This is a genomic window from Lentzea sp. NPDC042327 (assembly GCF_040647275.1).
Taxonomy (GTDB): Bacteria; Actinomycetota; Actinomycetes; order Mycobacteriales; family Pseudonocardiaceae; genus Lentzea.
Map to the genome: position 1 here is coordinate 24,487 of NZ_JBEZBX010000017.1, position 24,626 is coordinate 49,112.

At 70.4% G+C, this 24,626-nt stretch carries 24 protein-coding genes; 9 read left to right on the forward strand and 15 right to left on the reverse strand.

Going from position 1 to position 24,626, the window contains the following annotated elements; genetic code table 11:
* Positions 1–3: 3 nt before the first annotated feature.
* The 3 genes from AB0A63_RS33435 to AB0A63_RS33445 all read right to left on the reverse strand — a co-directional run bounded on the left by AB0A63_RS33435 (position 4) and on the right by AB0A63_RS33445 (position 2,764).
* Entirely contained in the window at positions 4–777 is a 774-nt protein-coding gene (locus AB0A63_RS33435) for an ATP-binding cassette domain-containing protein (protein WP_053738513.1), read from the reverse strand.
* A 76-nt stretch (positions 778–853) separates the two neighbouring features.
* Complete coding sequence (locus AB0A63_RS33440; protein WP_360398319.1) at positions 854–1,978, reverse strand: substrate-binding domain-containing protein; 1,125 nt, start codon at positions 1,976–1,978, stop codon at positions 854–856.
* Between the two features lie 192 nt (positions 1,979–2,170).
* Positions 2,171–2,764: a TetR/AcrR family transcriptional regulator gene (locus AB0A63_RS33445; protein ID WP_360398602.1), complete on the reverse strand. Its 594-nt coding sequence runs from the start codon at positions 2,762–2,764 to the stop codon at positions 2,171–2,173.
* A gap of 363 nt (positions 2,765–3,127) precedes the next feature.
* Here AB0A63_RS33445 and AB0A63_RS33450 point away from each other — a divergent pair, with 363 nt between their 5' ends.
* The gene (locus tag AB0A63_RS33450; protein ID WP_360398321.1) at positions 3,128–3,925 is read left to right on the forward strand and encodes a class I SAM-dependent methyltransferase; all 798 of its coding nucleotides are present in this window, start codon (positions 3,128–3,130) and stop codon (positions 3,923–3,925) included.
* A gap of 90 nt (positions 3,926–4,015) precedes the next feature.
* On the opposite strand, the gene AB0A63_RS33455 is transcribed toward AB0A63_RS33450, so the two are convergent.
* Positions 4,016–5,701: a DEAD/DEAH box helicase gene (locus AB0A63_RS33455; RefSeq protein WP_360398323.1), complete on the reverse strand. Its 1,686-nt coding sequence runs from the start codon at positions 5,699–5,701 to the stop codon at positions 4,016–4,018.
* Between the two features lie 164 nt (positions 5,702–5,865).
* Between AB0A63_RS33455 and AB0A63_RS33460 the strand changes: the two genes are divergently transcribed.
* Positions 5,866–6,969, forward strand: a complete 1,104-nt coding sequence (locus tag AB0A63_RS33460) for a YihY/virulence factor BrkB family protein (RefSeq protein WP_360398325.1) — start codon at positions 5,866–5,868, stop codon at positions 6,967–6,969.
* 72 nt (positions 6,970–7,041) lie between these two features.
* Here the strand turns inward: AB0A63_RS33460 and AB0A63_RS33465 are convergent, their stop codons facing one another.
* Positions 7,042–7,293, reverse strand: a complete 252-nt coding sequence (locus AB0A63_RS33465; protein WP_360398327.1) for a DUF3039 domain-containing protein — start codon at positions 7,291–7,293, stop codon at positions 7,042–7,044.
* A 31-nt stretch (positions 7,294–7,324) separates the two neighbouring features.
* On the opposite strand from AB0A63_RS33465, the gene AB0A63_RS33470 reads away from it, so the two are divergent.
* Together AB0A63_RS33470 and AB0A63_RS33475 are read left to right on the forward strand one after the other, a co-directional pair.
* Complete coding sequence (locus AB0A63_RS33470) at positions 7,325–8,212, forward strand: pseudouridine-5'-phosphate glycosidase (protein WP_360398329.1); 888 nt, start codon at positions 7,325–7,327, stop codon at positions 8,210–8,212.
* Positions 8,209–9,087, forward strand: coding sequence for a sugar kinase (locus AB0A63_RS33475; RefSeq protein WP_360398331.1), 879 nt, complete (start codon positions 8,209–8,211; stop codon positions 9,085–9,087). Before AB0A63_RS33470 ends, AB0A63_RS33475 begins: the two co-directional genes overlap by 4 nt.
* Here AB0A63_RS33475 and AB0A63_RS33480 read toward each other — a convergent pair.
* Positions 9,084–9,419, reverse strand: a complete 336-nt coding sequence (locus AB0A63_RS33480) for a DUF3099 domain-containing protein (protein ID WP_360398333.1) — start codon at positions 9,417–9,419, stop codon at positions 9,084–9,086. The two genes, AB0A63_RS33475 and AB0A63_RS33480, sit on opposite strands and share 4 nt — an antisense overlap.
* A 54-nt stretch (positions 9,420–9,473) precedes the next feature.
* Here AB0A63_RS33480 and AB0A63_RS33485 point away from each other — a divergent pair, with 54 nt between their 5' ends.
* The 5 genes from AB0A63_RS33485 (at position 9,474) to AB0A63_RS33505 (ending at position 16,039) form a co-directional block, all read left to right on the forward strand.
* Positions 9,474–10,973, forward strand: a complete 1,500-nt coding sequence (locus AB0A63_RS33485) for a helix-turn-helix domain-containing protein (protein WP_360398335.1) — start codon at positions 9,474–9,476, stop codon at positions 10,971–10,973.
* 28 nt (positions 10,974–11,001) lie between these two features.
* On the forward strand, positions 11,002–12,456 hold the full coding sequence (locus AB0A63_RS33490; protein WP_360398337.1) for a methyltransferase: 1,455 nt from the start codon (positions 11,002–11,004) through the stop codon (positions 12,454–12,456).
* Positions 12,453–12,878: a D-aminoacyl-tRNA deacylase gene (dtd, locus tag AB0A63_RS33495; protein ID WP_360398339.1), complete on the forward strand. Its 426-nt coding sequence runs from the start codon at positions 12,453–12,455 to the stop codon at positions 12,876–12,878. Before AB0A63_RS33490 ends, dtd begins: the two co-directional genes overlap by 4 nt.
* A gap of 238 nt (positions 12,879–13,116) precedes the next feature.
* Entirely contained in the window at positions 13,117–14,103 is a 987-nt protein-coding gene (locus tag AB0A63_RS33500) for a sigma-70 family RNA polymerase sigma factor (protein WP_360398341.1), read from the forward strand.
* A gap of 280 nt (positions 14,104–14,383) precedes the next feature.
* Positions 14,384–16,039 carry a fumarate hydratase gene (locus tag AB0A63_RS33505; protein ID WP_360398343.1) on the forward strand — a complete coding sequence of 552 codons (1,656 nt, stop codon included), beginning with the start codon at positions 14,384–14,386 and terminating at the stop codon, positions 16,037–16,039.
* Positions 16,040–16,590: 551 nt separating this feature from the next.
* Here AB0A63_RS33505 and AB0A63_RS33510 read toward each other — a convergent pair.
* The 9 genes from AB0A63_RS33510 to AB0A63_RS33550 all read right to left on the reverse strand — a co-directional run bounded on the left by AB0A63_RS33510 (position 16,591) and on the right by AB0A63_RS33550 (position 24,599).
* Positions 16,591–16,977 carry an alpha/beta hydrolase gene (locus tag AB0A63_RS33510; RefSeq protein ID WP_360398345.1) on the reverse strand — a complete coding sequence of 129 codons (387 nt, stop codon included), beginning with the start codon at positions 16,975–16,977 and terminating at the stop codon, positions 16,591–16,593.
* A gap of 14 nt (positions 16,978–16,991) precedes the next feature.
* Positions 16,992–17,516, reverse strand: a complete 525-nt coding sequence (locus AB0A63_RS33515) for a hypothetical protein (RefSeq protein WP_360398347.1) — start codon at positions 17,514–17,516, stop codon at positions 16,992–16,994.
* A gap of 85 nt (positions 17,517–17,601) precedes the next feature.
* Complete coding sequence (locus tag AB0A63_RS33520; protein ID WP_360398349.1) at positions 17,602–17,970, reverse strand: hypothetical protein; 369 nt, start codon at positions 17,968–17,970, stop codon at positions 17,602–17,604.
* A gap of 158 nt (positions 17,971–18,128) precedes the next feature.
* Entirely contained in the window at positions 18,129–19,259 is a 1,131-nt protein-coding gene (locus tag AB0A63_RS33525) for a hypothetical protein (RefSeq protein ID WP_360398351.1), read from the reverse strand.
* Positions 19,253–20,512, reverse strand: a complete 1,260-nt coding sequence (locus tag AB0A63_RS33530) for a glucarate dehydratase family protein (RefSeq protein ID WP_360398353.1) — start codon at positions 20,510–20,512, stop codon at positions 19,253–19,255. Before AB0A63_RS33530 ends, AB0A63_RS33525 begins: the two co-directional genes overlap by 7 nt.
* Before the next feature lie 13 nt (positions 20,513–20,525).
* Positions 20,526–21,428: a 5-dehydro-4-deoxyglucarate dehydratase gene (locus AB0A63_RS33535; protein ID WP_360398355.1), complete on the reverse strand. Its 903-nt coding sequence runs from the start codon at positions 21,426–21,428 to the stop codon at positions 20,526–20,528.
* Between the two features lie 8 nt (positions 21,429–21,436).
* Complete coding sequence (locus AB0A63_RS33540; RefSeq protein WP_360398356.1) at positions 21,437–22,318, reverse strand: carbohydrate ABC transporter permease; 882 nt, start codon at positions 22,316–22,318, stop codon at positions 21,437–21,439.
* The gene (locus AB0A63_RS33545) at positions 22,315–23,205 is read right to left on the reverse strand and encodes a sugar ABC transporter permease (protein WP_360398358.1); all 891 of its coding nucleotides are present in this window, start codon (positions 23,203–23,205) and stop codon (positions 22,315–22,317) included. The genes AB0A63_RS33540 and AB0A63_RS33545 overlap by 4 nt, the downstream gene beginning before the upstream one ends.
* Positions 23,206–23,282: 77 nt before the next feature.
* Positions 23,283–24,599 (reverse strand): extracellular solute-binding protein, encoded by a 1,317-nt coding sequence (locus AB0A63_RS33550; protein ID WP_360398360.1) that lies wholly within the window; start codon positions 24,597–24,599, stop codon positions 23,283–23,285.
* Positions 24,600–24,626: the final 27 nt, after the last annotated feature.

The following is a 24,626-nucleotide window of genomic DNA, read 5'->3' on the forward strand; positions in this document are numbered from 1 at the left end:
TCATCAGATCGTCGCCGCCTCGGGGCGGGCGATGCCCAGGTCACCGGAACGTCCGGCGGTGATCAGCTCGACCACCTGGCCGTGCGTGACGTCCTTGGACCCCACGACGGCGGCCATGCGACCCAGGTACAGGCACGCGATGCGGTCGGCGACCTCGAAGACGTCGTTCATGTTGTGGCTGATCAGGACGACGCCCAGGCCCTGCTCGGCGAGCCGGCGGACCAGGTCGAGCACCTGGCGCGTCTGCGCGACGCCGAGTGCGGCGGTGGGCTCGTCGAGCAGCACGACCTTGCTGTTCCACAGCACGGCCTTGGCGATCGCCACGGTCTGGCGCTGACCACCGGACAGCGACGAGACCTGCGTGCGCACCGACTTCACCGTGCGCACCGACAGCGACGCCAGCGTCTTGCGCGCCGCCTGCTCCATGTCGGTCTCGTCGAGCAGACCGCCCTTGGTGCGCTCGCGGCCGAGGAACATGTTCTGGACGATGTCGAGGTTGTCGGCCAGCGCGAGGTCCTGGTAGACGACCTCGATTCCGAGCTCTGCGGCGTCGCGCGGGCCCTTGATGTGCACCGGTTCGCCGTTGAAAAGGACCTCACCCGAGTCCGTCGGGTGGATGCCCGCAATGCACTTGACCAGCGTCGACTTGCCCGCGCCGTTGTCGCCGACGAGGGCGGTGACCTCGCCGGGGTTCACGACGAGGTCGATGTCGTGCAGGACGTGCACGGGACCGAAGCTCTTGTTGATGCCGCGCAGCTCGAGAATCGGCTCGCTCACTGGGGGTTCCTCCGGAGTTACCACGCGCCGAGGCGGGGTGCGCAGTCCGCACCCCGCCTGGACGCAAGCGGTCCTACTACTTGATGCCGAGCTCGGTGCAGGCGGCCTGGGTGTCGGCCACGCAGATCTCCGAGGCCTTGACGAAGCCCGCGTCGACCACGGACTTGACCTTGTCCTTGGTGATCAGCTGAGCGGTGAGCAGCACGGACTTGACGTCGCGGTTGGCCTTGCCGTCCTTCGTCGTGCCGGTCGCGAGGGCGTCGGCGGCGGCCGTGTCGCCCTTGGCGAGGGCGGCGGCCAGCTTGGCGGCGGCCTCGGCCTCGTCCTTGATCGGCTTGAAGACGGTCATGTACTGGTCACCGCGGAGCACGGCCTGCAGACCGTCCGGGGTGGCGTCCTGACCGGTGACCGGGACCTTGCCGTTCAGGCCGACCTTCTTGAGGACCGTGATCACCGCGCCGGCGAGGCCGTCGTTCGCGGCGACGACGCCGTCCACCTTGCCGCCGTTGGAGGTCAGGATCTGCTCGAAGACCTGGCCACCCTTCTGGTTGTCCCAGTTGTCGATCGGCTGGGACTGCACGAGCTTGAGCTTGCCGGACTCGTAGAGCGGCTTGAGGACCTTCTGCTGCCCCTCGTGGAACAGGGTCGCGTTGTTGTCCGTCGGCGCGCCCTCGACCTCGATGACGTTCGCGCCCTGCGGCGCGGCCTTCAGCGCGTCCGCGAGGCCCTGGCCCTGCAGCTCGCCGACCTTCACGTTGTCGAACGACACGTAGTAGGACGAGGAGCCACCGGTGTTCAGGCGGTCGTAGTCGATGACCTGGATGCCCTGGGCCTGCGCCTTCTTGGCGACGGAGGCGCCGACCTCGCTGTTGGGCGTGGCGATGATCAGGACCTTGACGCCGGCGTTGATCATGCCGTCGGCGAGGGTGCTGAACTTCTGGACGTCGCCCTGGGCGTTCTGGATGTCGGGGACGAGCCCCTCCTTCTCCAGAGCGGCCTTGAGGAGCGGCTTGTCGAAGCCCTCCCAGCGTGCGGAGGAGGCGGTCTCAGGAAGGATCACGCCGACCTTCGCGCCACTGCCGCTGCCAGAGTTCGTTTCGGTGCTTCCCCCGGTGCCGGAGGACGTGTTGGCGCCGCACGCCGAGACCGCCAGGGCGAGGCCCGCGGTAACGGCGATGGAAGCGAGAGTCTTGCTGCGCATCCGCCATCCCTTTCACTGCGCTGTGTCACAGAGAATGTTGTGGCGCACAACGTATGCCCGACATACGCGTGACCGGAACCACACTGCATCGATTAAGTCGTCACGATGCGGTAACTCTGCCGCAATTTAGCTACCGAGCGTTGTGAGAGCGTTACCAAGGCACTACTGCAACCAGTACTGATATATCGGATATCAGTTGTCGGCCGAGGAATCGACGGCCGGTCGAACGACCCGTCGAACCAGCTGTCGAACGCTCTCCGCGTCCGGCCGCGCCTGCCGGTCGGCGAACAACAGGTGGGCGCTGCCGATGAGCATCGGCGCCAGCCCGTCGACCTCGACGCCGGCCTCGACCCGGCCGAGCCGCTGTTCCGCGGCGAGGTAGGCCGCGATCAGCTCGACCGCCTCGGTCAGCACCGGCACCCCGGCGGGCCAGGTGTCACGCAGCCGGGCGCGCAACTCGTCCCGGGAGGTGATCAGCGCGACCACCGACACGGCGACGGACGTGAAGACCGCCTCGACAGCCTCGGCCAGGTTGCCGACGACCGTCCCCTCACCCGCGGTCAGCTCCGCGAGCCGTCGTTCCGTCCTGGTCGCGCGGTCCACGACGAACGCGGCGAGGAACGCGTCGAAGTCCGCGAAGTGCCGGTGCAACACACCTTTGGCGACGCCCGCGGTCTCCGTGACCGCGCGGCTGGTCAACGCGCTGGGCCCGCCCTCGCGCAGCACTTGCTCGGCCGCACCGAACAGCTGTTCCCGCACGTCACGCAGATGCACCCCGGTCGGCACGGCTCGCGCCTCCACCCTCGCTCGGTTCACAAGTGGGCGCATGCCCACTATGGTGGGCACATGCCCACTCTAGCCGGGTGGTCGCAGAGCTTCGGCTCGGACGCCGACCGCTACGACCGCGCTCGCCCGCCCTACCCCGCCGAGATGGTCGACCGGATCGCCCGCATCGGACGCGGTCCTGACACGGGCTCGGGCCGGAGCCCCAGCGCGAGTTCCGACACGGGCTCGGGCCAGGGTCTCGACGCAGGCTTGGGCCGGGTTCCCGACGCGAGTTCCGGCCGCAGTTCCGCCATGGGCTCCAGCCGGGTTCCCGACGCGAGTTCCGGCCGGGGTTCCGACACGGGCTCCGGCCACAGTCTCGACATGGGCTCCGGCGCAACCTCCGAACGCGGGCCCAACACAGACTCCGGCCTGGGCTACGCCACTGGCTCCGGCGCGAATCCCGACATGGGCTTTGGCCATGGCCCCGACACCGGCTCCGCCCCGGGCCTCGGCACCGGTCCGCGCGTGCTCGACGTCGGCTGCGGCACGGGCATCGCCGCCCGGCAACTGCGGGACGCGGGCTGCACCGTGCTCGGTGTCGAGCCCGACGAGCGGATGGCCGAGTTCGCCCGCGGCACCGGTGTGATCGTCGAGACGGCGGCGTTCGAGAGCTGGGACCCGGCCGGCCGCACGGTCGACGCCGTCGTCGCGGCCCAGTCGTGGCACTGGGTCGATCCCGCTGTCGGCCCCGCTCAGGTCGCGCGGGTGCTGCGGTCCGGTGGGTTGTTCGTCGCGCTGTGGCACGTGTTCACGCCGCCGGACCCGGTTGCCCAGGCCTTCGCCGATGCGTACCGGCGCGTCGTGCCCGACGCACCGTTCCAGCTCAGCACCACGGCCGAGCAGGCGCTGCAGAGCTACGCGGCTGGCTGCACCCGGACCGCCGACGCGTTCCTGGCCACCGGCGAGTTCAGCGGTGCCGAGCAGTGGCGTGCCGACTGGGAGCACAGCTACACGACCGGCAGCTACCTCGACCTCATGCTCACAACGGGCTCGCTCACGCCGCTCGCCCGCGACAAGGTCGATGTCGTCGTCGACGCCGTCAGCAACGCGATCGACGCCATGGGTGGTGGCTTCACCGCGAGCTACAGCACGCTCGCGGTCGCCGTCGTCCGAGCTTGAGCGATATATCGCATACGGGATATCGCATACTGGATACCGGATATGGCATATCGCCTGATCAGCGATGTGCCATATCCGATATATCGGCGCTCACCAGGAGCGGAGCGTCGCGATCCGCTCTTCGAGCTGCTCGATGCTCGCCATCGCCGTCACCGGGCCACCGCAGTACTCGCGCAGCTGGTTGTGGATCTTGCCGTGCGGCTTCTTCGTGCGGTGGTGGTGCATGGCGACGAGGGTGTTGAGCTCCTTGCGCAGTGAGGCGAGCCGTTCCTGGACGCTGGCCGTCCGCACCTCCCGCACCTGGGCTTCCGCCTTGGGGCGCTTGGCCGCTGACGCGAGCTGCTCCTCCTGGCGTTGCAACAGGAGCGTGCGCACCTGGTCGGGCTCCAGCAGCCCCGGCAGGCCGAGGTACTCCTGCTCCTCCTGCGAGCCCGCGAACGCCGCCGTGCCGAACGACGAACCGTCGTAGATGACCTGGTCGAGCTCGGCGGTGGTGCCCAGCGCGGTGAAGGCGCGTTCCTCCTCGCCGGGTTCGTCCTTGGTCTGGTTCGCGTCGGCGAGCAGCTCGTCGTCCCAGCCGTCCTTCTCCCGGTGCGGCTTGCCCAGGACGTGGTCGCGCTGGGCCTCCAGCTCGGCCGCGAGCTGCAGCAGGATCGGCACCGAGGGCAGGAACACCGACGCGGTCTCGCCGGGTTTGCGGGCGCGCACGAAGCGTCCGACGGCCTGCGCGAAGAACAGCGGGGTCGACGACGACGTGGCGTACACGCCGACCGCGAGCCGCGGGACGTCGACGCCCTCGGACACCATGCGGACGGCGATCATCCAGCGTTCGTTCGTCGCGGCGAACTCGGCGATCTTGCCGGAGGCCTTCGGGTCGTCGGAGAGGACCACGGTCGCGGTGTGGCCGGTCACGCGCAGGAGCACCTGCGCGTAGGCCTTCGCCGTCTCCTGGTCGGTCGCGATCACCAGGCCGGCGGCGTCGGGGATGCCGTTCTCGCGCTTCTGCGTGAGCCGCTGGTCGGCGGCGCGCAGCACGGAGGCCATCCAGTCGCCGGCCGGGTCCAGCGCGGTGCGCCAGGCCCGCGCGGTCTGCTCCTGGGTGAGCGGTTCGCCCAGCCGTGCCGTGAACTCCTCGCCCGCGCTGGTCCGCCACGACGCCTCACCCGAGTACGCCATGAAGAGCACGGGCCGGACGACGCCGTCGCGCAGCGCGTCGGAGTAGCCGTAGGTGTGGTCGGCCTTCGAGGTCTTGAACCCGCCCGCGCCCTCCTCGTACTGCACGAACGGGATCGGCGAGTCGTCGGAGCGGAACGGCGTGCCGGTCAGGCACAGCCGGCGCACGGCGGGCGTGAACGCCTCGCGGATCGCGTCACCCCACGACTTCGCGTCACCGCCGTGGTGGATCTCGTCGAGCAGCACGAGCGTCTTGCGGTTCTCCGTGCGCACCCGGTGCAGCGACGGGTGCGCGGCGACCTGGGCGTACGTGACCGCGACACCGTGGTAGTCGCGGGAGGTGATCGCGTTGGTGTTGCGGAAGTTCGAGTCGATCGCGATGCCCTGCTCGGCCGCGGACTTCGCCCACTGGTGCTTGAGGTGCTCGGTGGGCGTGACGATCGTGACGGCCTCGATCGTGCGGTCGGCGAGCAGCTCGGCCGCCACCCGGAGGCCGAAGGTCGTCTTCCCCGCACCGGGCGTGGCGACGGCGAGGAAGTCCTGGGGCTTCGCCGCCAGGTACTTGGTCAGCGCGCGGCGTTGCCATGCCCGCAGCGGTCGCATTGCTGCTGTCGCTGTCGCTGTCGCTGTCACAGACGTGTTTCTCCTCGTTTGCGCAGGTCGAACGTGGTTTCGACACAAAACTGCCCTCAGGCAGGCCGTCGCCGAGGGCACCCCGACCCTACCTGTTCCGGACGCCGATGCCGCGAAACGTGGCCACATGCACCATGCTTGACCTTGCGATGGGCTCGCCTACCGACAACGACGCACGCAGGTCCGGCCGCAAGACGCCGCTGCGTCTACTGGCGCGCACGCTGTCGAAGGCGTGGCAGGGAAACATCTTCTCAGAAGCCGCCGAGGCCGCGTTCTGGCAGACGCTCTCGTTCCCCCCGCTGCTGCTCGGAGTGCTGGGCGCCATGGGTTACCTCGGCGACTGGTTCGGCTCCGCGGTCGTGAGCGCCGTCCAGGACAGGATCATCGGGTTCACCCGGACGATCTTCAGCGGGGACGTGGTGAACGGGGTGATCCAGCCGACGGTCACCGAGATCCTGAGCACCGGCAAGGGCGAGATCGTCTCCATCGGCTTCCTGATCTCGCTGTGGGCGGGGTCTTCGGCGATGTCGTCGTTCGTGGACGCGATCACGGTCGCGCACGGCCAGTACGGCGTGCGCAACGAACTGTGGCAGCGCCTGTTCGCCCTGCTGCTGTACATGGTGTCGCTGGTCGCGCTGGTGGTCGGCCTGCCGGTGCTGGCACTGGGCCCGGAAATCCTGCCGCAGCTGTTCCCGGCGTCGTGGCAGCCCTACGTCGAGACGTGGGTGAGCCGCTTCTACTACCCCGGTGTGGGGCTGCTGCTCGTGCTGTCGCTGTCGATGCTCTACAAGCTCGCCCTGCCGCGGAAGCTGCCGTGGCACCGGGTGCTGCCCGGCGCGGTCCTCGCGATGGCGGTGTTCATCCTGTCGTCGATCGGCCTGCGCCTGTACATCCAGTGGATCACCACTACCGGCTACACCTACGGCGCGTTGGCGACGCCGATCGCGTTCCTGCTGTTCGTGTTCTTCATCGGCCTGGCGATCACGATCGGCGCGTACTTCAACAGCGCCATCCAGGACATGTGGCCCGCGAAGATGACCCGCCGCCAGCGCCGCCGGTGGCGCCGCCTGGAGCTGGAACGCGCCGCGTCGCGCATCCGCGAGGAGGCCGCGCGGCCCCGGCCGGCCAGGCCGGAGCAGACCGCCCACACCGCGCCCTCTCCCGCCGACACGCAGCTCACGACACCGTTACCGGTCCAGGCCGTCAAGCAGGAACGCGAACGCACCAGCGGCCCCTGACAGGTCCGCGACGCAGGCGAGCCCCGGCGCCTGAGCAGCAGGCGCCGGGGCTCGCGTCGCAGGACAGGAGGGCTACTCCTCGCCGCCGCCCTCGGGCAGGTTCTCGTAGATCTTCTTGCAGTCCGGGCACACCGGCGAACCGGGCTTCGGCGACCGCGTGACCGGGAAGACCTCGCCGCACAGTGCGACCACGTGGGTGCCCATCACGGCGCTCTCGGCGATCTTCGCCTTGCGCACGTAGTGGAACATCTTCGGGGCGTCGTCCGAGGACTGGTCGGTCTCATCCGGCCGTACGTCGACCTCGGGGAGAGTCTGGGTGCTCACCCGCCCAGAGTACCTGGGAAGATGCCCTCTCGTGACTACGCTGCACATCGCTGAGGAAGTTGCCGCCGCACTGGCCGAGAACCGGCCGGTCGTCGCACTTGAGAGCACGATCCTGTCCCACGGGCTGCCCGCCCCGCGCAACCTGACCGTCGCCGCACGCCTGGAGCGCGTGGTGCGGGAGGCTGGTGCCGTCCCGGCCACGATCGCCGTGCTCGACGGCGTGCCGCACATCGGCCTCACCACCGCCGAGCTGGAGCGGGTCTGCTCCGAGGAGCTGCTGAAGCTGTCCCTGCGCGACCTGGGCGCCGCCTGCGCGCTCGGCCGCAGCGGTGCCACGACCGTGGCGTCCACGACCGCGCTCGCCCATCGAGCCGGCATCCGCGTGTTCGGCACCGGCGGCCTCGGCGGTGTGCACCGCGGCGCGCACGAGACGTGGGACGTCTCGGCCGACCTCGACGTGGTCGCGACGACGCCGGTGCTCGTGGTGTCCTCCGGGGTGAAGTCGATCCTCGACATGGGCGCGACGCTGGAGGTGCTGGAGACCCGGTCCGTGCCGGTCGTCGGCTACCGGACCGACCGCTTCCCCGCGTTCTACCGGCGCGAGTCGGAGTTCGGCGTGCCGTGGCGGGTCGAGGACGCGAAGCAGGCGGCCGCGGTGTTCGCGGCGGGCGAGCGCGGCATGCTGCTGGTCAACCCGATCCCGGAGGCGTTCGAGATGGACGCCGGGCTGCACGACCGGCTGCTCGCCGAGGGCCTGCGGAAGCTCGTCGACGGCGACGTGCGCGGCAAGGACGTCACGCCGGTGCTGCTGGAGCACTTCCACACCGCGAGCGGGGGCGTGAGCCTCGACGCGAACGAGGAGCTCGTCGTCAGCAACGTCCAGGTCGCGGCCGAGGTCGCGGTGGAGCTGTGCCGGTGAGGCCGGTCGTCGTGGTCGGCGATGCCGGCCTGGACGTCGTCGCCCGCCACTCCGGCCCCATCGCGCACGGCGGTGACGTGCGCGCGAAGGTGACGATCGAACCCGGCGGCGCGGGCGCGAACACGGCCGTGTGGCTGGCCGCGTGCGGTGCGTCGCCGGTGCTGGTCGCGCGCGTGGGCGCCGACTCGGCGGGACGGCAGGTGCACGCCGAGCTGACCGCCGCGGGTGTGCGGTGCGCGTTCGCGGTCGACCCGGACCTCGCGACGTGCTGCGTGGTCGTGCTGGTCGACGAGAACGGCCAGCGCTCGATGCTGCCCGACCGCGGAGCGAACGCCCGGTTCTCCCCCGCCGACCTCGACCCCGGCCTGCTCGCGGGCGCGGACGGCCACCTGCACCTGTCCGGTTACGTGCTGCTCGACGCCACCTCGCGGCCCGCCGGGCTGGCGGCGCTGGCGGCGGCGCGGGCGGCCGGCTGGACCACGTCGGTGGACCCGCAGGCCGCGGTGCTGATCGAGGCCACGCCGTGGTTCCTGGAGGACGTGCGGGGCGTCGACGTGCTGATGCCCAACGCCGACGAGCTGGCGGCGCTGGCGGGCTCACCCGACCCGGCCGCGGCCAAGCAGCTGCTCTCGCACGTCGGGACCGTCGTGGTCACCTCCGGCCCGGACGGTGCCTCGTGGGTCGACGCCGACGAGATCGTGTCGGTTCCGGCCGAGCGCGCCGAGTGCGTCGACTCGACCGGTGCCGGTGACGCGTTCGACGCGGGGTTCCTCGCGGCGTGGCTCTCGGGTGCGTCCAAGCGCGACGCGCTGCTCGGTGGCGTGCGCGCGGGTTCGCGGGCGGTCGCCGTCGTCGGCGCCCAGCCGCCCCGTTAACCGTCGATGACGGTCGTGCTCTTCGGTGCGATCGCGCGGCGTTCGACCTGGTGCCGGTTCACCTTCTCGGACTTGCGCGGCGGCCGGTCGTTCGCGATCAGCACGGCCATCCACGGCAACGGCACGGACAGCACGATGAAGAACAGCGCGAGCCACCACGTGTGCGCGAACAGCGCCGCGAGGATGAGGCACGGGAAGCGCAGGCTCATCATGATCGCGTACTTGCGGCGCCGGGCGGCGTGCTGTTCCTCGTAGGACGGGGCCGCCTCGGTGATCAACACCGGGGTGTCGTTCCGGTCTGGACTGCTCACGACACCACCTCCGGCATCCATGGTCGCACGTCCGAGTGACGACCGGGACGGCCGGTCGGCGGTTAACATCCGCGGGTGGTCGCCCTTGATCGCCTCGTGGACGTGCTCGGCAGCCTGGGCACGCACCTGGCGTGCGCGCCGAGGGGCCGCGCCGCCGAGCTGCGCGGGGTCGCCCTGCACGACCCGGCCGAGAACACGCCCGCCGCCGCGGGGGACGTGCTGCTGGGCCTGGGCACGCCGTCGGTCGCCGCGGCGGCCAGGCTGGTGTCGTCGACCGCGGCCTCCGCGGTGGTGCTGCACGGCAGGCCGCCGCTGGACGAACGGGTCGTGGTCGCCGCGAAGAAGTCCGGCGCGGCCGTGCTGCTCGTGGACCCCTCGGTGCCGTGGAGCCAGCTCGCGAACGTGACGCAGACACTGGTCAACGGCGGCACGCGCACCGGTGACCTGTTCGGGCTGGCCGACGTCATCGCGGGCGTGGTCGGCGGACCGGTGACGATCGAGGACCAGCAGTCCCGCGTGCTCGCCTACTCCTACCGCCAGCAGGACGTCGACCCGGTGCGGGTGCAGACCATCCTGGGCCGCCGGGTGCCGGAGGAGGCCCGGCGCGCGCTCGACGAGTACGGCGTCTTCACGCACCTCGCCTCGTCCGACGAACCGATCTTCGTGCCCAAGCTGACCCCGCAGCTGGGCAACCGCCTGGTGGCCGCCGTGCGCGCCGGACGCGAGCTGCTCGGTTCGGTGTGGGTGGAGGTGACCGGCCCGGTCGACGCGGCCCGCACGGCGGCGTTGGTGGACGGCGCGCGCACAGCCGCGTTGCACCTGCTGCGCTCGCGTGCCTCGACCGACCTCGAACGCCAGGCGGAGGCCGACCTGGTCATCCGGCTGCTCGAACACCCGGAGTCCGCGGACGTCGCCCGGCTCGGCCTGCCGTCGGCGGACCTGCGGGTGATCGCGGTGCAGGCGCACGCGGGCGAGGGCGAGCACGGGGCGGCGGTGCTGGCGTTCCAGCGGGCGACCGCGGGCTTCGGCTGGTCGCGGCCGGGGCGCAGCGCGTTGTTCGGCAACGTCCTCTACACGGTGATCCCCGCCGCCGACGACGCCGTCGACTGGGTGCGCTCGCTGGTGCGGGAGCTGCCGGCGGAGGCGACGGTGCTGGCCGGTGTCGGCGGGCCGGCCGAGGCGACGCAGCTGCCGACCTCGCGCCAGGAGGCCGACGAGTGCCTGGCGCTGTCGACGGGTGAGCCGGTCGTGTACGACGACGCGTGGGCACGGGTGCTGCTGCACCGGCTCGCGGCCGTCGCCGACGCCGGACGGCTGCCGACCCGTGGACCGATATCCAATATATTGCAACACGACGAGGAGTTCGGGACGAACTACGCATCGACGCTGAAGGCGTGGCTCGCAGCCCAGGGTGACGTGCGGGCCGCCGCGCGGGAGCTCAACGTGCACCCGAACACGCTGCGGTACCGCATGCAGAAGATGGCGGAGGTGACACCGCTTCCGCTCGACGACCCGGACCAGCGGCTGGCGATGGCGATCGCGCTGTCGGTGATGAGGCTGTCGGCCACGCGCTGATCCCGGTGCCGTGAAAACATGTGCAGCCGTGCACCCTGATCTTTCCGCCGACCTGTGCGCCCGCCTGCGCGAGGCCTTCGAGAACGCCGGCTACACCGCGGACGGCGTGGTCGACGCGCTCGGCCCGCAGGCCCACGCCGCCCTCGGCAGGGGCGAGCCGGAACCCGCCCGCCGCGCCAGCAGGGACGCCGGGACCCTCGGCACGCTGATCCGCCTGTTCCTGCTCGGCGACACCGAACCCGAGCAGGACGTCCGCAGGGCGCTGGCCGGGACCGACATCGACGACCTCGTCGCGAACGAGGTGCTGACGAGCGAGCTGACCGCCGGGCTGGACGTGCGGCCCTACGAGGACAACTGGTGGGTCATCGCCGACCTCGACTCCGACCTGCGCGGCGGTTCCGTGCCCGAGGACCACGTCCTGGGCGTCGGCCACGCCTCGATCAGCCTCGCCCGCGCCACCCGGCGCACCCCGGTCGGCTCGCTGCTCGACCTCGGCACCGGCTGCGGTGTCCAGGCGTTGCACGCCAGCAAGCACGCCGAACGCATCACGGCCACCGATCTGTCCGAGCGCGCGCTACGGCTCGCACAGGGCACGTTCCGCATCAACGGGCTGGACGTGGAGACGTTGCAGGGCGAGTGGTTCGGCCCGGTGCGCCACCGGCGGTTCGACCAGGTCGTGTGCAACCCGCCGTTCGTCGTCGGGCCGCCGCGGGTCGACTACGTCTACCGCGACTCCGGTCTCGGCGGTGACGACGCGTCGGCGCTGGTGATCCGGCAGCTGCCCGCGTTCCTCAACGAGGGCGGCGTGGGGCAGCTGCTCGCGTCCTGGCTGCACCGCAAGGGCGAGGACTGGGAGGAGCGCGTCTCCGGCTGGCTCCCCCGCGGCGGTGTGGACGCGTGGTTCGTGCAGCGCGACATCGCGGAGCCGGCGCTGTACGTCGGCACGTGGCTCAAGGACGCGGGCGTCGACCCGCGCAGTCCGGAGGGGCGGGCGAAGGCCGCCGCGTGGCTCGACTGGTTCGAGGAGAACGACGTCCAGGGGGTCGGCTTCGGGTACGTGACGCTGCGGCGCACCGACGAGCTGCACTCCGAGGTCGTGTGCGAGGACCTGCGGCACGCGTTCGACGACCCGCTGGGCCCGGAGGCGGCGCGGTGGCTCGACAACGTGGCGTGGCTGCGCGCGAACCCCGACCTGCTGGACCGGACGTTCCGGGTCGCGGACACCGTGCTGCTGGAGGAGGTGTCCGAGGCGGGCGAGGAGGGCTGGCGCAAGGTCGTGGCCCGGCTGCACCGCACCGACGGGCCAGGCTGGCAGCACGAGGTGGACGAGGCGACGGCCAAGCTCGTCGCCGGGTGCACGGGTGCGCTGCCGTTGGCGGACCTGCTCGCGTTGCTGGAGTTCGCGTATGGAGAAATCGATTCGGAAGCCGCGTTGCCGATCGTTCGTGATCTCATCCGGCACGGAATGTTGATTCCCGCGTGAAAGCCGTTGTGGCGCGCGTCACAGAGGCGAGTGTGGAAGTCGAAGGGGAGGTCGTCGGGGCGATCACCGAGCCCGGATTGCTGGTCCTGCTCGGCGTCCACCACGACGACACGGCGGCCCACGCCGCCAAAATGGCGCGCAAGTTGCACGGGCTGCGGATCCTCGATGACGAGCAGTCGTGCGAGTCGACCGGCGCTCCCCTGCTGGTCGTCAGCCAGTTCACCCTCTACGGGGACACGCGCAAGGGCCGCCGCCCGTCCTGGACGGCGGCCGCGCGGCCCGAGCACGCGGAACCGTTGGTGAACGCCGTCGTGGCGGAGCTGCGCCAAATGGGCGCACGGGTCGAAACGGGACGTTTCCGGGCGGAGATGAAGGTGCGGAGCGTGAACGACGGTCCGTTCACGGTGCTCGTGGAGGTCTGAGGAAAGGCTTCTCAGCCAATCCTCAGATTACTCGCGCAACCGTTGTGACAGCGGCGACGTCTTCAGGTCAGGAAGTCGGGAACGAATTCGGAATCCGGTTCGTTACCCCGGATGAGAGCCAGCAAGCGATGGGATCCACAGAGCGGGCCCGCCGCGAACCGGCACCAGGGCGCAGCGCCGCGCCGCCTTGACCACCGTGCCCGCGACCGCGTCGCCCGCAGCAGGGGGAGGGAGATCCATGACCGTCACCAGGATCTTCGACCGTGAAGTCGGAGACAACACCGCCGTCGAAGCAGCCGACCTCGACGCTCAGGGGCCAGCGGCCGACCTCGTTCGAGTCTACCTGAACGGAATCGGCAAGACAGCGCTGCTCACCGCCGAGGAGGAAGTCGACCTCGCGAAGCGCATCGAGGCGGGCGTGTTCGCCCACCACGTCCTGGAGACGGCCAAGCGCCTGACTCCCACCCGTCGCGAAGAGCTGGGGGAGCTCGTCCGCGACGGCCGCCGTGCCAAGGACCACCTGCTCAAGGCCAACCTGCGCCTCGTCGTGTCGCTCGCGAAGCGCTACACGGGCCGCGGCATGCCGCTGCTGGACCTGATCCAGGAGGGCAACCTGGGCCTGATCCGCGCGGTGGAGAAGTTCGACTACACCAAGGGCTTCAAGTTCTCGACGTACGCGACGTGGTGGATCCGCCAGGCCATCACCCGCGGCATGGCCGACCAGGGCCGCACCATCCGCCTCCCCGTCCACCTGGTCGAGCAGGTGAACAAGCTCGCGCGGATCAAGCGCGACCTGCACCAGTCGCTGGGCCGCGAGGCCACGCACGAGGAGCTCGCCAAGGAGTCGGGCATCTCCGTGGACAAGGTCTCCGACCTGCTCGACCACGCCCGTGACCCGGTATCGCTCGACATGCCGGTCGGCACGGAGGAGGACGCTCCCCTCGGTGACTTCATCGAGGACTCGGACGCGACCGACGCCGAGAGCGCCGTCATCTCCGGCCTGCTGCAGGACGACCTGCGCCGCGTGCTCGCCACGCTGGAGCCGCGCGAGCAGGCCGTGATCCGGCTGCGTTACGGCCTCGAAGACGGTCAGCCGCGCACCCTCGACCAGATCGGCAAGCGGTTCGGCCTGTCCCGCGAGCGGGTGCGCCAGATCGAGCGCGAGGTCATGTCGAAGCTGCGCCAGGGCGAGAGGGCCGCGAAGCTGCGGGCATACGCCTCCTGAGACCCGTTGGGCCAGGTGGTGTCACGGTCGGATCTCAGGCGACCGCGAGCATTGACTTGTGACTCAACGCACGGCACGGTCGGGCGTTACCAAGCCACGCGACGCCCGCCGAGAGCCGGACGTCGCACACGGAGGAAGGTCGGGGCAGCCGGGGGCTGCCCCGGCCTTCCGCGTTTCCGGCAGCCGTAGCGAAGAACACGGTGGACGGGGCGTGGTACGTCCCTTTGGTGGCGGTACGGTTTTCTGATCCGAACTGCACACCGTTGGAGTTGTGTACGCCGTGCCCACCACTTTCGAGTACACCGACGTCCTCCCGCTCGCGAAGGACACCGAGACCGAGTACCGCCTCGTCACCTCCGACGGGGTGAAGCTGATCGAGGCCGGCGACCGCAGGTTCCTGGAGATCGCGCCGGAGACCCTGACGCTGCTCGCGAAGGAAGCCGTCCGCGACATCCAGCACCTGCTGCGCCCGTCGCACCTCGCCCAGCTGCGCAAGATCATCGACGACCCCGAGGCGTCCGGCAACGACCGCTTCGTCGCGATGGACCTGCTGCGCAACGCGGCCATCTCCTCCGGCGGCGTGCTGCCGATGTGCCAGGACACCGGCACGGCGATCATCATGGGCAAGCGCACGGAGACGGTCCTGACCGGCGGCGACGACGAGCAGGCCCTGGCCCGCGGCGTCTACGAGGCCTATCAGGAGCTCAACCTGCGCTACTCGCAGATGGCGCCGCTGACGTTCTGGGACGAGAAGAACACCGGCACCAACCTGCCCGCGCAGATCGAGGTGTTCCACAAGCCCGGCCAGGACCCGGTGTACGAGTTCCTGTTCATGGCCAAGGGCGGCGGCAGCGCGAACAAGACGTTCCTGTACCAGGAGACGAAGGCGGTGCTGAACCCGAAGCGCCTCGCGTCGTTCCTCGACGAGAAGCTGCGCTCGCTCGGCACCGCCGCCTGCCCGCCGTACCACCTCGCGGTGGTGGTCGGTGGCCTGTCTGCGGAGCAGAACCTGAAGGTCGCGAAGCTGGCGTCGGCCCGCTACCTCGACAACCTGCCGTCGGAGGGTTCGGCGTCGGGCCACGCGTTCCGCGACCGCGACCTGGAGCAGCAGGTCCTGGAGCTGACCCGCAACTTCGGCATCGGCGCCCAGTTCGGCGGCAAGTACTTCTGCCACGACGTGCGCGTCATTCGCCTGCCCCGCCACGGCGCGTCCCTGCCGGTCGGCATCGCGGTGTCGTGCTCGGCGGACCGCCAGGCCAAGGCCCGCATCACCGCCGAGGGCGTGTTCCTGGAACAGCTCGAACGCGACCCGGCCCAGTTCCTGCCCGAGGTCGAGGGCGAGGACCTGTCCGACGAGGTCGTCCGCATCGACCTCACCCGCCCGATGGCCGAGATCCGCGAGGTCCTCACCCAGCTGCCGGTGAAGACCCGCGTGTCGCTGACCGGTCCGCTGGTCGTGGCTCGCGACATCGCACACGCCAAGATCAAGGAACGCCTCGACGCCGGCGAGGAGATGCCGCAGTACCTGAAGGATCACCCGGTCTACTACGCGGGCCCGGCCAAGACGCCGGAGGGGTACGCCTCCGGGTCGTTCGGCCCGACGACCGCCGGCCGCATGGACTCCTACGTCGAGCAGTTCCAGGCCGCGGGCGGCTCGCTGGTGATGCTCGCGAAGGGCAACCGCTCCAAGCAGGTGACGTCCGCGTGCGCCACGCACGGTGGCTTCTACCTCGGTTCGATCGGCGGCCCGGCGGCACGCCTGGCGCAGGACTGCATCCGCAAGGTCGAGGTGCTGGAGTACCCCGAGCTCGGCATGGAGGCGGTCTGGAAGATCGAGGTCGAGGACTTCCCGGCGTTCGTCGTCGTCGATGACAAGGGCAACGACTTCTTCGCCGAGACCTCCGCCCCGACCCTGCAGATCAGCTTCCGCCGCTAGCTCGCACAGCGGCTTCCAGCCGAGCTGCCGCAACACCTCAACGGCCGGGCCAACTGATATATCGGTTGACCCGGCCGTTGCTTGGCCCACCCCTTTGCAACGACTCTTTTGCGGTCGTCGTCCAAAGAGTCGTTGCAAAGGTGCAGCTAGGAGCTGGTCGAGGACGGCGGGCACGTGGGTGAGCACGGAGATGCGGCCGTCGTCGGCGAACAGGCGGAGCTCGGCGCCGGGGATGCGGCCGGCCAGCCAGCGGGCGTGTGCGGCGGGGGCGATGCCGTCGCGTTCGCCGTGCAGCAGCACGGTCGGTGCGGTGATGGCCGACGGGTCGAAGCCCCACGGGGTCACGTGGGCGAGGTCGTCGTCGATGAGCGGGCCAGGGCCGTTGGCGAGGGCGGGACCGACGACCTGCTCGAACCACGACCAGTCACCGCGCAGCACGGCGAGGTCGGCCTCGATGAACTCCGGGTCGTACTCGGCGCCGGAGGACTCGTGCTGCTCCTTCGCCGCACGGCCCGCAGCCGCAGCACGCAGCGAGGCCGAGCCGGAGGGGATCATGCCGGCGAAGTGGTCGAGGCCGGCGGCGTCGAACGGCGCCAGGCACGCGGCGGCGACGACTGCGGTGACGCGGTCACCGAGCAGAGCGGCACGACCAAGGCGTGCGGGCCTCCACCGGAATAGCTGACGACCGCGAACGCCGACAGGCCGAGCTCGTCGGCGATGTGCGATATGTCAGTCGCGGCCGACACCACCGAACGACCGGGCAGCGGGGTCGACGTGCCGTAGCCGGGCCGGTCGTACGAGAGCCAGCGGACACCCGGCCGGAACAACGGCTCGGGCGGGAGGCCGAGGTTGGGCGTGCCGTGGTGCCAGAAGACCGGCACGCCCTCCCCGACGTCGTGCACGTGCAGCTCGCGGTCCCCCAGGCGAAGTCCATACATCAGTGGCCCAGCCGTCAGCCGGACTCCTCGCGGGACTCCAGTACGAGCCGGCGGTCGCCCAGCGGCGCGTCGAGGCGGACGGTCAGCGGGACCTCGCGGACCTCCTGCGTGCAGACCGTGCCCGGCGGCTGCTTGGTGATCGTCACCAGCGTCACCTGCACGACCTCGGCGGACTGCGCGGTCACCTCGGCGCGGGCCTCCTTGCAGCCACCGCCGACGCCGAAGACCTCGACGTCGCGACCGTCGCCGAACACGTAGGCCTCGGTGCGGAAGGTCTCTGACAACGATGTCGAGTCGACCTTCTCCTGAGGCACCGGCGTGACGTCCGGCGGCACGACCGGCTTCTCCTGCGAGATCGACACCGGCGGCTGCACGGGGGCGGAGGGCGAGCTCGACCCCGGCGTCGACGTGCCGGGCGCGGAGGTCCCGGTCGGCGCGGCACCGGACGAGGAGCTCGAACCCGGCGCGCTCGACGTGCCACCGGACGAGCACCCGGCGACCACGACAGCGAGAGCAACGGCAGCGACGACGTTTCTCATGCGCACCATCCTTGCAAACGGAGCTGAGCGCGGGTGGTGCCCGGCCGACGGGGCAGGTGCCGGCCGGGCACCGGGGGAGGGAGGTCTACTTCTGTTCCTGCCGCGACGTCAGCACGACCGTGCGCTCACCCAGGGGCTCGTCCAGCTGCACCTTCAGCGGGGGGAAGCGGATGTCCATCGTGCACATCTGCTTGGTGAGCGGCAGCGTCTCCAGCAGCTCGATCTTCACGACCGACGCCGACTGCTCCAGCACCGACGCGCTGGCCTTGCCGCACCCGGCCTCCTGGGCCACGACGGTGACGGTCTTGCCATCACCCTGGGTCCACGCGGTGCGCGGGTAGTCCGACGCCAGGGCGTTGGTGTCCAGCTTCGTCACCGGTGTGCCGTCGGGCGGCACCTCACCGGGCGCGATGCCCGGCGGCACCTCCGAGGAGGACGAGGTGGCGGTCGGCAAGGTTGGACCGCCACCTGCTCCAGTGCCGGTGTTCTGCGCACTGCCACAGGCGGTCATCACCAGCAGCAGGGCGCCAGTGCCAACTACGGTTCCGATGTGCCTCATGCACCAAGGACGGAACCGCGCTCACAACGGGTTGCAGCGAGTTCGCTTCACAGTTACCGGGAAACGGCCGCGACCGCCTCGCGCAGCGCCTCCAGCCGGGCCGCCGACGCCAGTCCACCGTGGTAGAGGTGGAACTCCTCAACCCCCGCGTCCGCGTACGCCAGCCACTCCTTCGACAGCGCCGCTCCGTCGGCCGGTTTCGGCGGCAGTCCCAGCACGTACGCGGCGATCCGCGTGTCCGGGGCGGCCGCGCGCAACGCCTCGATGCCCGGCACCGCGACCTCCGGGCCCGGCCAGCACATGGTGGTGAGCACGTCGACGTCCGCGTCCAGCCCGCCGGCGACGGTCGCGAACGGCCCGGTGCCCCACGGGTCCGCCGTCACGTGCATGCCGATCCGGACGGAAGGCGCGGCGGCACGGATCTCACCGACGACGCGTTGCCGCAACGACCGCACCACACCCGTGCGCACCGCGCGGACGTCGTCCGCGAGCGCACCCAGCGCTTCCTCGACGCCGGGTGCGCCGCGGTCGACCCCAGCCCGCACCGCTGCGCGCACGGCGTCCGGGTCGGCGTACAGGGCGGTGCAGGCCGAGCAGAAGCAGAGCGACAACAGCTTCTGCTGCACCGCGTTCCAGTCGGTTCCGTCGGTCTTCTCGTGGTGCCCGCCGTGGACGAACCCCAGCGGCCCGCAGGCCTCCAGGACGACCCCGTCCGGCGCGCCGAGCTCCAGCACCTCCGACACCAGCGCCGACGTGTACTCCACGACGTCGGGCTGCGCCGTGCACAACGCGTACGGGTACCGGTCGCCGAACGCGTTCACCACGGTGACGTCCAGGTGCAGGTCGCCCAGCCGCGAGCTGTGCGTCAGCACGGTCCACGCGTACACCGGCAGCCCGGCCGCACGGACCAGGGCGGCCGCCTCGCCGAACGAGTCGGGACCGTCCACCCAGGACGGTTCCGCCGGCACGAGCCGCCCGTACTTCTCCGGGCGCACGGGCAGGTAGAGCGCCGCGTGCCGCGCGTCGACCAGACGGTGCTCCGGGTGCAAGGGGGTCGCCGCCCGCACCGTGTGGTACGAGGCGGCCAGGGCGACCGCGTCGACACCGAGGTCCCGGTACCGCGCAACGGCGTCAGGATCACCGATCAGGTCCCACGGGTAGGCGTGGACAACCGACTTCACCACCGGGGGCGCTTCCTCTCGTAGCTCGGGTCGAACTTCTGCATGTACCCCGTGTCGTCACGGGCCGTGATGCCGCACCGCTCGTAGTTCTCCGCCAGCCGGGCCAGCGCGTCCCGGTCGAGCGACACGCCCAGGCCCGGAGCGGTGGGCACCGGCACCGCACCGTCCACGAAGGACAGCACGCCGGGTTCGACGACCTCGTCGGCCGCGTTCCACGGGTAGTGCGTGTCGCAGGCGTAGTTCAGGTTCGGCGTCGCGGCGGCCAGGTGCGTCATGGCGGCGAGCGAGATGCCCAGGTGCGAGTTCGAGTGCATCGACAGGCCGATGCCGAACGTCTGGCAGATCATGCCCAGCTGCCGCGACCGCTGCAGCCCGCCCCAGTAGTGGTGGTCGGACAGGATCACCTGCACGGCACCCTGCTCGACCGACGGCCGCAGGTGCTCGAACGCGACCACGCACATGTTGGTGGCCAACGGCATCGGCGCCTGCGCGGCCACCTCGGCCATGCCGGCGATCTGCGCGGTCGGGTCCTCCAGGTACTCCAGGACGCCGTCCAGCTCGGCCGCGACCCGCAGCGACGTCGCCGGGGACCAGGCCGCGTTCGGGTCGAGCCGCAGCGGGTGGCCGGGGAACGCCTCGCGCAGCGCGCGGATCGCCTCGACCTCCTGCTCCGGCGGGAAGACGCCGCCCTTGAGCTTGATCGACCCGAAGCCGTACTGCCCGATCATCTTCTGCGCCTGCGCCACGATGCCCGCGGGGTCGACCGCCGCGCCCCACTCGTCGGGTTCGGCACCGGGGTGCCCGTCCCACTTGTAGAACAGGTAGGCGGAGTACGGCACCGCCGGGCGGACGGCGCCGCCCAGCAGGTCGTGCACCGGGCGGCCCAGCGCCTTGCCCTGGATGTCCAGGCACGCGACCTCGAACGGCGAGAACACCCGGTCGACGGTGCTCTCCGCGGTGATCTGGCCGGTCAGGCCGTGCTTGTCGAGCCCGACGGTGCCGCCGAGCACGGCGGAGACGCGCGCGTGCATCTCGTTGAGCGCGAACACGTCCAGGCCGACGAGCGAGCCGACGACGGACCGCGAGCGCTCCAGGTGCCCGAGGTCGCCGTAGGTCTCCCCCAGCCCGGAGATGCCCTCGTCGGTGTGCACCTCGACGATCGTGCGCAGCGCCCACGGCTCGTGCACACCGGCCGAGTTCAGCAGCGGCGGGTCGCGGAACGCGATCGGTGTCAGAACAATCTCGGTGATCTTCACGGCGACCGTCCCCTCAGGCCAGCAGGGCCTTGCCCGCGGCGATGATCTTGTCCAGTGCGGCGAGGTGCTCGTCGGACGGGTCGACCAGCGGCGCGCGCACGCCGCCGACGTCGAGGCCGTTCGCGCGCACGGCCGCCTTCACCAGGGCGACGGCGTAGCCGGGGACCTGGTCGCGCAGCTCGACCAGCGGCTTGTAGAACTCGTGCAGGAACCGGTTGACCAGCTCGGTGTTCCCCGACTGCACGGCCTGGTAGAAGCCGAGGGAGATCTCCGGCGCGAAGCAGAACACCGCCGACGAGTACAGCTCGACGCCGATGGCCCGGTAGGCGAGCTGGGTCATCTCCGCGGTCGGCAGGCCGTTGAAGAACTGGAACGGCTTGTCGACGCCGGCGCGCACCGAGAGCACGATGCGCTGCATCTGGTCGAGGTCGCCCAGGCCGTCCTTGAGGCCGATGACGTTCGGGATCGACGCGACCTCGACGGCGGTGTCCGGCGTGAACCGCGCGTTGTTGCGCTGGTACACGATGATCGGCAGCTCCGTGGCGCCCGCGACCTCGGCCACGTACCGCACGAGGCCGGCGGCCGGGTTCGTCACGAGGTACGGCGGCAGCAGCAGGATGCCGTCGGCACCGGCGCGTTCGGCGGCCTGCACGAACTGCTTGGTGAACGCCACCGAGCCACCGGCACCGGCGAACACCGGCACCCGCCCGCCGGTCGCCTCCACCGCGACCGCCACCGCGCGTTCGAACTCCGCCAGCTCCAACGCGTGGAACTCGCCGGTGCCGCAGGCGACGAACACCGCGCCCGGACCGGCCGACACACCGTGCTTGACGTGCTCGGCGAGCACGTCGCAGGCGATGTTTCCCTCGGTGTCGAACGGGGTCACCGGAAAGAACAGCACACCATCGAGTTGCATACCAGCACTCATCCCTTGATCGCTCCCGTGGTGATCCCACGCAGGAAGGACTTCTGCAGCGACAGGTACACGACCAGGCTCGGTACCAGCGCCAGCAACGCACCGGCCAGCACGATCCCCGTCCCGACCATGTCGTCGGAGCGGAGCGCGAGCAGTGCGACCGTGAGCGTGTAGTCGGAGGGGTCGGCGGCGACGATCAGGGGGAGCAGGTACTGCTCCCAGATCATGTTGAAGCCGAACACGGCGATGACGCCCAGCGCCGGCCTGCACAGCGGGAGGATGATCTGCGCGAAGAGCCGCAGCTCCCCCGCACCGTCCACTTTGGCCGCCTCCTCCAGCTCCGCGGGGATCTCCCTCATGAACTCCGTCATGACGAAGATGGAGAAACCCCACGCCCCCAACGGGAGGATGACGCCGAGCAGGGTGCCCCTGAGGCTCACGTGCAGCAGCGGGAGGTCGCCGATCACCAGGGACAGCGGGATCGCGATGACCTCCTCCGGCAGCATCATCGTGGCGAGGATGACCAGCAGCGCGATGGCCTGTCCGCGGAACTTCTTGCGCGCCAGCGCGTAGGCGGCGAACACGCTGACCGCGAGCTGCAGCAGCAAGGCGCCGCCGGCGATGATCAGCGAGTTGGCCAGGTAGTGCCAGATCCTGTTCTCCGCCGCGACCCGGAAGTTGATCAGCGACGGGTCGTCCGGTACCACCGACAGCTTCGTCGGGTCCGGGTTGTGGTCGAAGGCGCCCGAGAAGATGACCAGCAGCGGCCCGCAGAAGAGGACCACCGCGAGGGCGCTCAGGACGAAGCGGAGACCCCGGCTGAACCACGCGCCGGTGTGGGTGGACCAGCCGAGGGCGCTGTCGAAACGGCTTGAGTTGACGCTGCTCATCGCGCCTCCCTCCGGCGGCGGTACCACTGCACGCTGACCGTCAAAAGCAAGGTAACCAGGAACAACAGCACGGAGCCAGCGGAGGCGAGGCCGGCTTCGGACTGCTCGAACGCGGTGGTGTAGACGCGGGTCATCCAGACGTCGGTCGACCCGGCCGGTCCGCCGCCGGTCAGCACGTACACCTCGGTGAACACGCGCAGGCCGCGGATCGCCGCCAGTGTCAGCAGGATCGTGATGACGGGCCGCAACGCGGGCAGTGTCACGTTCCAGATCCGCTGGGGCGTCGAGGCACCGTCGATCGCGGCCGCCTCGTACTGCCGGCGGTCGATGCCGGCCAGACCGGCGAGGATCAGCACCATGTCGTACGGCGCGTGCTTCCAGATGCCGACGAACATCACCGACACCAGCGACGTGCCGGGGTCGTGGATGTACTCCCACGGGCCGAGCCCGACCCACGAGATGAGCTCGTTGAGGAAGCCTTCCGGTGCCGGGTAGAAGAAGAGCCGCCAGATCTCACCGATGACCGCGGTGGCCGCCACGACGGGCAGGAACACCGCGGACCGCACGAACCACAGCGTCTTGGTGTGGCCTTCCAGCAACAACGCGAGGAAGAAGCCGATCACCATCGCACCGGCCGTCTGACCGCCGGCCAGCACGAGGGTGTGCCAGCCGGCGGTCAGGAACTTCTCGTCCCGCAGGATCGTGGCGTAGTTCTCGAACCCGACGAAGATGTCACCGAGGAACGGCCGCACCTGGTACAGCGAGAGCCGGATGCCCTCTGCCATCGGGATGAACTTGAAGACCAGGAAGATCAGCGCGGCGGGGAGCAGGAACAGCCAGGGGATGAAGGTGGCTCCCGTGAGGCGGCGCCGGCGGCGCCGCCTCACGGGGTGGGTCTCGACGGCACCGCCGCCACTAGCCGTCAAGCCCACGTCTCGGGTGTCGCCGGGTGACCGCACTGCCGTCACTTCGACGCCTTCTGGTTGTCGAGCTCCTTCTTGAGCGCCTCCGCGAGCGACCTCAGCTCGGCCGAGGAGTCGGCGGGGCACTTCGCGAGGATGGAGTTCAAGGTCTCCGAGGTCTTCTGCCGGAACGGCGCGAAGTTCGGGACGCTCGGGAACGGCCGCGCCTCGCTGGAGTACACGCCCGCCACGGTTGCCCAGCGCGGGTCGTCGTAGGTCGCGTCGACGTCGACGTTCTTGTTGACGGGCAGGCGGACCACGGGCTGCGGGTCGCCCTTCATGCCGGCCTGCTGCGCCTCGGGCGTGATGAGGTACTCGGCGAGCTTCTCCTGGTCGGCGGTCTTCGCGGAGCCGGCCATCCGGTAGATGTTCTCGCCCTCACCGAGCACGGTGGCACCGGCCGGGCCGCGCGGGGACGCGATGACCTCGTACCTGTCCTTGCCGACCGACTTGTCGAAGCGGCCGATCATGTAGGGGCCGGTGAGGTAGATGCCGCTCTTGCCGGCCTCGAACAGCGGGTGCGCGTCGTTGGTGCCCAGCGTCAGCGAGCCGGGCTGCACGACCTTGTCCTCGCAGAAGAGCTTGCGCAGCCGTTCGACGGCCTTGACCGACTCCGGGGAGTCGATGCCGACGCGGAACTTGCCGTCGCCCTGCTCCTCCAGGATGTCGCCGCCGCCCTGCCAGATGTAGCTCGACGCCCACCAGGCGAGGTAGCCGCGGTCGGTGGTGCCGGGGACGAGCATGCCGTAGGTGTCGTTCTGCCCGTTGCCGTCGGGGTCGTCGCGGGTGAAGGCCCTCGCGAGGTCGTCGAGCTCCTCCCACGTCGTGGGGATCGGCTTGCCGAGCTTCTCGCGCCAGTCCTTGCGGATCAGCGTGACCATCGCCTGGGTGGAGTAGGGGATGGCGTAGAACTTGCCGTCCGCGCCCTTGGCGTTGTTCCACGCCCGGTCGACGACGTCGGAGCCGCCCTCGACGTCGCCGCGGTTCACCTCGGTCGTCCAGCCCTGCTTGACGAAGTTGCCGAGCGAGCCGGTGTCGGTGATGACGACGTCGGGGAGGTCCTTCGACGCGGCGCGCTGCTGCACCTGCTTGTCGAAGTCGTTGAAGATCGGCTTGTAGTCGACCCGCACACCGGTCTTCTCGGTGAAGGACTTGAAGATCTTCTCGTAGACCTTCGCCGTCGCCTCGGTCGAGCGGGTCCACACCTCGAGGGGCTTGTCCGGGTCCTTGGCCGACGAGGCCGTGCTGCCGCTGCCACACCCCGCGAGCAGGGCGGCCACGCTGAGCGTGGCGACGGTGGTGGCTGTTCTACGGCGCATCGTCAGGCCCTTCGAGTTCAGGTATGT